1 protein-coding gene and 1 pseudogene are annotated in these 1,646 nt (G+C 51.5%); one reads left to right on the forward strand and one right to left on the reverse strand.

All coding sequences use genetic code 11. The features are described from left to right. The first annotated feature begins 192 nt into the window (after window positions 1-192). Window positions 193-1,170, forward strand: coding sequence for a zinc-binding dehydrogenase (locus WS44_RS09185; protein ID WP_046434087.1), 978 nt, complete (start codon window positions 193-195; stop codon window positions 1,168-1,170). Between the two features lie 92 nt (window positions 1,171-1,262). Here WS44_RS09185 and WS44_RS09190 read toward each other — a convergent pair. Further along, window positions 1,263-1,523: pseudogene (locus WS44_RS09190) on the reverse strand (IS3 family transposase); the annotation flags it as partial. Between the last annotated feature and the right edge of the window lie 123 nt (window positions 1,524-1,646).

Below are 1,646 nucleotides of genomic sequence, written 5' to 3' on the forward strand. Positions count from 1 at the left end.
GACGCAACGAGTAAGTTTGTGGAAGTGAAATAGGGGACGGGAGTCGGCAAGTAGTTACCGACTTTTTTAGTGGAAATATTGGTTCAGTGACGATAATTAGAAGATTTGGAAAACCGAGCCACCTTTGCGTTCGCCCAGTTTCGTTAAAATTAAGGACAGATATAATTAAAATGATGAGAGGAGTTTTTTTAGATGCAGGCAGTGACTTTTGAGCAACTCGGTGGGCCGGAAGCGTTACGATTGCGGGAAATTGACGAACCGCAACTACGGGCCAATCAGGTACTGGTCCGGGTGCAGGCCGTGGCGGTCGACCACGTCGATACCTTTGTTCGTAGTGGGGCGTTTCAAACGGCACTGGCCACGCCGCACGTTGTCGGCCGTGATTTGGTCGGCACGGTACTGCGGGTGGCGGCCGGCGTGACTAACTTTGCGGTCGGTGATTTGGTTTGGACCAACTCTGCCGGTTACGACGGGCGGATGGGGGCGACCGCCGAAATGGTGGCGGTTGCTGCCGACCGGCTTTATCCGGTGCCATGCGGTGTGGACGCCCGCCAACTGGTGGCGGCGGTCCATTCGGCCGCGACGGCCGCGATTGTGTTGCAAGACGTCATGCAACTAACCCGCGGGCAGGCCATCCTAATCGAGGGGGCGGCCGGGAACGTCGGCCGTAAGTTTATTCAGCTAGCGCACCAGTTAGGGGCGGTCGTGACGACGACTTCCGCAGCGCGCGACTTTGACCGCTGTCGGCAATTGGGAAGCGAGTTAACGTTGGATTACCACGAACCGGTGGCGTCCCAGTGCGACCGGCAGTTTGATCACATCATTGATACGTCCGGTAAGGTGCCATTGCAGGCTAACTTGGCGGCGCTCAATCAGGGCGGCCAGGTCACGCTGATCACGGCGCCGGCGGATAATCATTTTACCTTCGACGTCCGCCAGTTTTACATGGCCCAAAAGCAAATTAGCGGCTTCGTCATCAGCCACGCTACCGACGACCAACTAGCGCGGGCGGCAAAGTGGTTAAATCAGCAGTTTGCCGCGGGTGCGTTACTCGAAGACGACCTCAATTGCCAGCCGTTTGCGGCCGCTGCGGAAGTACACGCCGCCCTGGAGCAGGGGCGTGATCACCACCAGCGGTTTGTGCTGGTGCCGCCAACGGAAAAAATTTAAGTGCCTAAGGTTGAAAAAACGGTTGCGGTTTGACGTGTACCCTTAAAGTTGGAACCTGTATGTTCTTGCTTTAAAATTGAATAAATATTTTTCTAGGCAACTAGATTCTGCTCATATTGAAGTGGAGTTTGGTTGCCTAGTTTTGTCTGAATACGGCGTTCGTTATAAAAGTGAATCCATTCATTAATTGCTTGGCTTAATTCTTCTTGATTGCGATAACTGGTATCAGGACCAATTTCTGCTTTCAGTTTACTAAAGACTGTTTCACAGGCAGCGTTATCCAGACAGGTTGCTCGATGCGACATGCTTTGCCTAATGTTTCCCTGACGAAGTAGTTTGTGCCAAGCACGATGTTATTGTGTTTTGATACTATTAAATACGCGTGGTGCTAGTTAAATCGTTTTAGTTAACAAAAAAAGTCCAATCTTGTTAGACTCGACTTGTAAACATATTAATAGAAAAGAGTCTGACTAGAT

The organism is Lactobacillus sp. N54.MGS-719 (genome assembly GCF_000980505.1).
Lineage (GTDB): Bacteria > Bacillota > Bacilli > Lactobacillales > Lactobacillaceae > Lactobacillus > Lactobacillus amylovorus.